The 7,220-nt window shown below is 43.5% G+C and carries 8 protein-coding genes; 7 read left to right on the forward strand and 1 reads right to left on the reverse strand.

Annotated elements, in window-relative coordinates; all coding sequences use genetic code 11:
* Window positions 1–320: 320 nt before the first annotated feature.
* Window positions 321–1,913 (forward strand): nitric oxide reductase transcriptional regulator NorR, encoded by a 1,593-nt coding sequence (gene norR, locus AB4653_RS07830; RefSeq protein ID WP_009845485.1) that lies wholly within the window; start codon window positions 321–323, stop codon window positions 1,911–1,913.
* An 89-nt stretch (window positions 1,914–2,002) separates the two neighbouring features.
* On the forward strand, window positions 2,003–2,362 hold the full coding sequence (locus AB4653_RS07835) for a glutaredoxin (RefSeq protein WP_065679986.1): 360 nt from the start codon (window positions 2,003–2,005) through the stop codon (window positions 2,360–2,362).
* 108 nt (window positions 2,363–2,470) lie between these two features.
* On the opposite strand, the gene AB4653_RS07840 is transcribed toward AB4653_RS07835, so the two are convergent.
* Complete coding sequence (locus AB4653_RS07840; RefSeq protein ID WP_009845487.1) at window positions 2,471–3,064, reverse strand: OmpA family protein; 594 nt, start codon at window positions 3,062–3,064, stop codon at window positions 2,471–2,473.
* Between the two features lie 271 nt (window positions 3,065–3,335).
* On the opposite strand from AB4653_RS07840, the gene AB4653_RS07845 reads away from it, so the two are divergent.
* The 5 genes from AB4653_RS07845 (at window position 3,336) to AB4653_RS07865 (ending at window position 7,047) form a co-directional block, all read left to right on the forward strand.
* Window positions 3,336–3,962: a thioredoxin domain-containing protein gene (locus tag AB4653_RS07845; protein WP_099165583.1), complete on the forward strand. Its 627-nt coding sequence runs from the start codon at window positions 3,336–3,338 to the stop codon at window positions 3,960–3,962.
* A 42-nt stretch (window positions 3,963–4,004) separates the two neighbouring features.
* The gene (locus AB4653_RS07850; protein WP_012600489.1) at window positions 4,005–4,478 is read left to right on the forward strand and encodes an FKBP-type peptidyl-prolyl cis-trans isomerase; all 474 of its coding nucleotides are present in this window, start codon (window positions 4,005–4,007) and stop codon (window positions 4,476–4,478) included.
* Between the two features lie 154 nt (window positions 4,479–4,632).
* Window positions 4,633–5,223, forward strand: coding sequence for a TetR/AcrR family transcriptional regulator (locus tag AB4653_RS07855; protein WP_009845490.1), 591 nt, complete (start codon window positions 4,633–4,635; stop codon window positions 5,221–5,223).
* A 137-nt stretch (window positions 5,224–5,360) separates the two neighbouring features.
* A complete protein-coding gene (locus AB4653_RS07860; protein WP_012600487.1) occupies window positions 5,361–6,392 on the forward strand; it encodes an NADP-dependent oxidoreductase in 1,032 nt (343 codons plus the stop codon).
* Window positions 6,393–6,426: 34 nt separating this feature from the next.
* Window positions 6,427–7,047 (forward strand): glutathione S-transferase family protein, encoded by a 621-nt coding sequence (locus tag AB4653_RS07865; protein ID WP_009845492.1) that lies wholly within the window; start codon window positions 6,427–6,429, stop codon window positions 7,045–7,047.
* The last annotated feature ends 173 nt before the right edge of the window (window positions 7,048–7,220 follow it).

Consider the following 7,220-nt stretch of genomic DNA (forward strand, 5'->3'; position numbering starts at 1 on the left):
CCTTTCATGTCAAATTGACTAATTTTATTTAAAGATGACTTTATATTAATTCTTTCTCAATGAGCTCTTTGGCTACTATTTTTATGAGAATTACGTGGACTGATAAATTCGCATTAATTGATTCAAATCAATGATAGGTCAGTTATTCAGTCATATAGACAACACGCAATGGACACACTGCACAAACGGTGCCAACATGCGAAAGCTTGTTGTGCCTAGCATTCCTTCAAAAACCCTCTTCAAACTTTAGTCAAAAAGACCTTTTTTTTATGTCATAAAGACTCTACCATGTATAAAAATACAAACAGTATGAGCCCTTTATGCAAGATATCTCAGCATCCACTCTCATGGAAATGACCATTGGTTTAGCCAGCGGTGTGAACGATCAAGACCGTTTCAATCGCTTAATCGATGCCATTCGTAAAACCATAACGTGTGATTGTGTCGCACTTTTAAGCCTTCAAGGCGACACGCTAGTACCCATCGCAATGCAAGGGCTCAGTCGAGATACATTCGGTCGCCGCTTTATTATTTCAGAACATCCACGTTTTGATGCGATTTGTGCATCGCGTTCTCCAGTTCGTTTTGATGCGGATAGCTCATTGCCTGATCCTTTCGATGGCTTACTGATCGACCACGACGGCGATTTGCCTATGCATGCCTGTATGGGTTTGCCTCTTCTTTTTGGTGACAAATTGTTAGGGGTACTAACCCTCGACAGCCTAAAACCTGATGTCTTCGCGAATATTCCTGCTCGGAACCTAGAAGTTCTCGCTGCTATTGCTGCCTCTACGATGCAAATGGCGATGACTTTCTCGCAACTTGAACATCAAGCAAAACAGTCAAAGCAATTACTGGAAGAGCTGAATGTTGAAGCGTGGGAACGTGACGGCGGCGAATTGATTGGTAATAGTGACACCATGGTCGCGCTTAAAAACGATATCGCGGTTGTCGCACCCTCTGAATTTAATATTCTGATTCATGGTGATACAGGTGTTGGTAAAGAGCTCGTTGCTCGAACCCTGCATCACCAATCGCAGCGTAAACGTAACCCACTCGTCTATGTCAACTGTGCAGCTATTCCTGAGAACTTGGTAGAGAGTGAACTATTTGGTCACGTTCGTGGCGCGTTTACTGGTGCAGACAAAAACCGCTTAGGTAAGTTTGCTCTAGCCGATGGCGGCACGCTATTCTTAGATGAAATTGGTGAATTGCCTTTAGCAGCACAAAGTAAGCTATTGCGTGCACTGCAAAACAACGAAATCCAACCTGTAGGCCAAGACAACATTCAAACTATTGATGTTCGTGTTTTAGCTGCAACCAACCGAGACTTAAAGCAAGAAGTTGAAGACGGTCGATTCAGAGCCGATTTATACCACCGATTGAGTGTGTACCCTATCGCAGTGCCAGCTCTGAAAGACCGAGGTGACGACATCAGCTTGCTAGCAGGCTTCTTCCTAGAACAGGCACGTCGTAAACTTGGTATCAACCAAGTTAAATTCCGCTCTGATGTACTGGTATTTTTAAACCGTTACGGTTGGCCAGGTAACGTACGTGAGCTTGAGCACGTGATTAGCCGTTCAGCACTAAAAGCATTAGCTCGTAGCACCAACAAAAACCTCGTGACAATCACTAAAGAAGATTGTGGCCCACTCGACCAAGATCAGCCTATAGCGACGACACAGGTAAAAAACACACCTTTATCAACACCAACGATCGACCTATCTGCAGGTTTACGTGGCGCTACCGATGATTTTCAACGCAGCATCATCACTGAGGTGTTGGAAGATGCCAACTTTAACTGGGCGCAAGCAGGGCGAGTTCTGAAAACAGACCGAGCAAACCTGACTCGACTGTCCAAACGTTTAGGGCTAAATGTGGCGAAGTCTCACACGATCGAACGGACAAAATAGATATTAGCGGTTTGTTGCGAGCATCTGACAAAACTTGTGTATATAATGCTGCAAATTGTAACGCTAATTTTAAATATGTAGAGAGAGTTATGAAGTTTATCCGTTGGTTTTTAGGTCGCGTCATCTTGCTGTTGAATTTTGTTTTCAGCCCACGCGGTGTGAAGCGTTCTCAAGAAGAACAAAGCAAAGTGAACGAACAGGCAAAAACGCACACGTTGTACCAATTCGAAGCATGTCCATTTTGTGTAAAAGTACGACGCTCGATGAAACGTCAGTCTGTTCAGTTTGAACTTCGTGATGCAAAAAACAACGAACAACACCGTGCAGAACTTGAAGCTGGCGGCGGTCGTGTGAAAGTGCCTTGTCTACGTATCGAGAAAGACGGTAAAACTGAGTGGATGTACGAATCTTCGGATATCGTATCTTACTTAGAAAAACAGTTCGCATAAGCGGAAAAAGCAACACAAGCTAAATACAAAAAATCCCTCTTCATGAGGGATTTTTTTATGTCTGTAATCGATACGCTCTTTCGATTCAAAGAATCAAGCTTCTCGCATCTATTTCGCCACAATCAGCATCAACTCTACACGGCGGTTACAGGCTTTACCTTGTGCTGAAGCGTTGTTACACGCGGGAACGTACTCACCGAAACCGCGGGTGTAAATAGCACGACTCGAAACATAGTTACTTTCTAAGCGAGCTTTCACTTCTTTTGCGCGCTGTTCAGAGAGCGGATCATTAACACGATCACTGCCTGTATTATCAGTGTGTCCTTCAATGACGACATCAATGTCTTGGCGTCGAGAAAGATAGCTGCCTAACGTGTCCAACCAATTGTTGTAAGCGGGTTCAGGAGATGTCGAACCTGTTTTAAAGTTCACATGCTGTACAAGCTTTACCATCACATGGTTGCCAGGTAAAACTTCAAAATCGATACGGTTTTGTCTTAAAAAGACTTCCAGTGGATCATTGGTCGAAACGCCACGTCCGTAGTTAGTGGTAATAGTTCCTTGCTGATGAGTGGTTTGAACCACACCCCATTCAGGGTACATAATGTCATAATCAGTTTTCGGTGCAGTTTGTAACATATCCTCACCGAATAACCCTGTTGGTAACGTAGTTTCGCACCCAGCCAAAGCTATGCTTAACATTATCGCTAAATATCTCATTACTTCACCAACCACTTATGCAGATAAACCATTCACTAATGTCTATATCGGCACTGAGAGAAAAACTTTAGACAAAAACTTTATACGAAAAGAAAGCACGTCCAAAAAAAGTGTTTTTGATCACAGTTAATCGTCAACTCGCCTGTCATCGCCCGCCCGTTCCAACTGTTTGCATTTATTTACCTTATAATTGTTTTCCAATTCGTACTAAATAGTTAGAATCTCACGACTTCTCAACGCTAGAGCAAACATTATGTTTAAACCATTTACTAAATTCATCACAGCACTTGCTGCCGTACTGATTATCGCGGGTTGTAGTGAAACAGACGAGCCACAGAAAGGCGTTCAATACGAAGCGCTGCCTACTGCTCTAACTGAATTTAACCTGTCTCCGATCACTGAAATCTTCTCTCTAAATTGTGGTCACTGCCGTCAAATGGAAAGTGCAATTCCAGAGATCGAATCTCTAACAGACCAAACTATTGGCAAGATGCACGTTACGTTCAATGAAAGTGCTCAAATCAGCGCAATGATCTACTACACAGCAGTAATGCAACTTGATGCGACCCCTGACCACGCGTTCATGGACGACCTATTTGGTGCGGTTCAAATGGGTGCAGATGCGACTCCTGAACAACGTCAACAAGCTCTAGAGACTGCGTTCACTTCTCGTGGTCTGGTTAGCCCATACCAACTGAACAAAGAACAGCAAGTCGCTCTATTTGACTACGTAAAGAAAGCTGAAGAGATCTCGGTTAAAGGTCAAATCAACTCAGTACCAACATTTATCATCAACGGTAAATACCAAGTACTAACAGCAGGTCACCAAGATGTTCAAGGTATCGCAAAAACGATCAACTACCTTTTGACTCAGCCTTAACGGCTTTTCTCTATAAAAAATCAACAATAAATAGGTTTTACTATGTCTAAATTTATCATCCCGGTCATTGTCTTTATTTTGGCTGGCTTCATGATCTACCGCACTTGGATGAACCATAAATCTGGCGAAGAAAATATTGAACAAGGCCAACAATTCCTTATCGAAAACGGCGCTAAAGAAGGGGTTGTTACGACTGAAAGTGGTCTTCAATACCTAGTTCTTGAAGAAGGTACTGGTACAGAGCACCCAACTAAGAACAGCAAAGTAACGGTTCATTACCACGGTACACTTATCGACGGCACTGTTTTCGACAGCTCTGTTGATCGTGGTGAGCCAATCTCATTTGCTCTTAAACAAGTGATCAAAGGCTGGCAAGAAGGTTTGACTTACATGGTCGAAGGCCAAAAAGTTCGCCTGTTTATCCCAAGCCAATTGGCTTACGGTAAAGGTGGTTCAGGCCCTATCCCACCATCAGCAACTTTGATTTTTGATGTTGAGTTAATCTCTATCAAATAATTGAAGAGACTGATTTAAGCCCTAACATACGAGCTATGTTGGGGCTTTTTTATATGTGAACGTTTGAATATTTGAAGCCACTTTTGTAACGACGGAATATACCTCAAAAAGCCGAAGACTAGACGACTGGTCTAATTTAACTTATAGTAAGCCCATGAACGATAAAACGAACGACACACGCCTGCATGTTTTAGATGTTGGCTACCAATTAATAGTGAACAACGGCTTTAACGGCGTTGGCTTATCGCAATTGCTTAAAGAAGCGGATGTTCCAAAAGGATCGTTTTACCACTACTTTAAATCTAAAGAGCAATTTGGCGAGGCTCTGATCCAGCACTATTTTGAGACCTACATCAGCAGAGTTGAAACTATTTTGGTTCATGGTGAAGGCAACCATTACCAGAGAATTATCAGTTATTTCACTCGATGGTCACAGATTGAAAACGGTACTTGTAACGCTCATAAATGCTTAGTCGTTAAGCTCAGCGCCGAAGTTTCTGATCTTTCTGATCCTATGCGCCAAGCGCTATTGAAAGGTGCTGAGAAAGTGACGCATACCATCGAGCAGTGCATTGTCGGTGGTATTGATGATGGCTCGATAAAGGTTGAAGAGAGCCAAGAAACCGCTCAAAATCTATATTCTATGTGGTTAGGCGCAAGCTTATTAAGCAAACTAAGCCAGAGTTCACGTAGCTTAGAATCAGCTTTAAACCTAACCCAACAGATTTTAAAAGGTAAAAACTAACCACGTACTGTGTTTAGTCTTTACTAACGACAGATAACCCGCCCTCTTATCATTTGATGACGGCGGGATTTTTAGACAACAAGACTAGACGACTGGTCTAATTCTAAATAAACATAATATAAAATTAAGGATACCCAATGACTCAACAAGACAACCGCCGCATCGTATTGGCTTCTCGCCCAGTAGGCGCACCGACTCAAGATAACTTCCGTTTGGAGACAGTAGCCGCACCAACAATTAAAGACGGCGAGATGTTACTTCGCTCAGTTTACCTTTCTCTAGACCCGTACATGCGTGGCCGAATGAGCGATGCTAAATCTTACGCAGACCCTGTTGCGATTGATGAAGTGATGGTCGGTGCAACCGTGTGTCAGGTTGAAGAGTCAAACAATAGCGATTTTGAAGTTGGCGAATGGGTACTGGCTTACACCGGTTGGCAAGATCTTGGTGTGTCTGATGGTGAAGGCCTAATCAAACTAGGTAAAGAGCCAACACACCCTTCTTACGCACTAGGCATCATGGGTATGCCAGGCTTTACTGCGTACATGGGCTTACTTGATATCGGCCAACCTAAAGAAGGCGACACTCTAGTCGTTGCGGCTGCAACAGGTGCAGTAGGCGCAACCGTTGGCCAAATCGGAAAATTAAAAGGCTGTCGTGTCATTGGCGTTGCTGGTGGTCAAGAGAAATGTCAGTACGCGAAAGAAGTGCTTGGTTTTGATGAATGTATCGACCACAAAGCCGACGACTTCGCGGAGCAACTGGCTAAAGCATGTAGCAACGGCATCGACGTTTATTTTGAAAACGTTGGCGGCAAGGTGTTCGATGCGGTAATGCCGTTGCTTAACACTGGTGCTCGCATTCCTGTTTGTGGCCTTATTTCACAATACAATGCGACATCACTTCCTGAAGGCCCAGATCGCATGTCTAGCCTTATGGGCACTCTTTTGGTCAAGCGTATTAAGATGCAAGGTTTCATTATCTTTGATGATTACGCACACCGTTACAATGAGTTTGCTGTTCAAATGACAGAATGGTTGTCTCAAGGCAAGATGCATTACCGTGAGCACCTAGTTGAAGGCCTAGACGAGGCGCCACAAGCATTCATGGGTCTATTGGAAGGCCAAAACTTCGGTAAGCTTGTTATCAAAACAAACGAAGCTAAATAAATTCAAAAACTGAACCAGTTAACTAGGTAAAATCATGATTACTTTGCATCACCTAAACAAATCTCGCTCAAAACGCATCATCTGGCTATTGGAAGAGCTTGGAGTAGATTACCAAATCAAACCATACCAACGAGACAGTGTAACGTTTCTAGCGCCACCAGAATTGAAGGCCGTTCATCCTCTTGGTAAATCTCCGGTTATTGAAGACGATGGCGTCGTGATCAGCGAATCTGGTGCTATCACCGAGTACCTAATCGACAAATACGGTCAAGGTAAGTTCGCACCAGTGCGCGGCACCGCTGACTACGTGGAATACTCACAGTGGCTTCACTTCGCTGAAAGCTCTGGTATTCTGCCAATGCTACTTAAAATCTTTGTGATGAAAGACGGTTGCGAGACTAATTTCCTTGGCGGCTACGCTGATGATGAAAACCAAAAGATCCTAACCTTTGTCAACGAAGCGCTTGAAGGTAAAACTTACCTTGTTGCTGATACTCTGACGGGTGCCGATTTCATGATGTCGTTCATCGTAGAAATCGTGGGTAACTTCGGTGCCACTGCGCTCTACCCTAACATTGCTAAATACGGTGATCTTTTAACGAGCCACCCTGCTTACCAAAAAGCCGAGCAACTAGAGCTAGAACACTCGAACTGATCGAGTTTCAATCAAGCTCGGACGCGCTTCGGATAAGCAAAAGCAACTAAATGAAGCCAAAGCCGATTTATCTTTCGCTTTGGCTTCTCATTTGCCTTCATTTCGACAACAATACCGAACTCTAACTGAACAGCCATAGAGTTTGATCTTCATGTCAGCAAACCTTGCTCAAT

It is taken from the genome of Vibrio sp. 10N.222.48.A3 (assembly GCF_041475345.1).
GTDB classification, from domain to species: Bacteria; Pseudomonadota; Gammaproteobacteria; order Enterobacterales; family Vibrionaceae; genus Vibrio; species Vibrio tasmaniensis_A.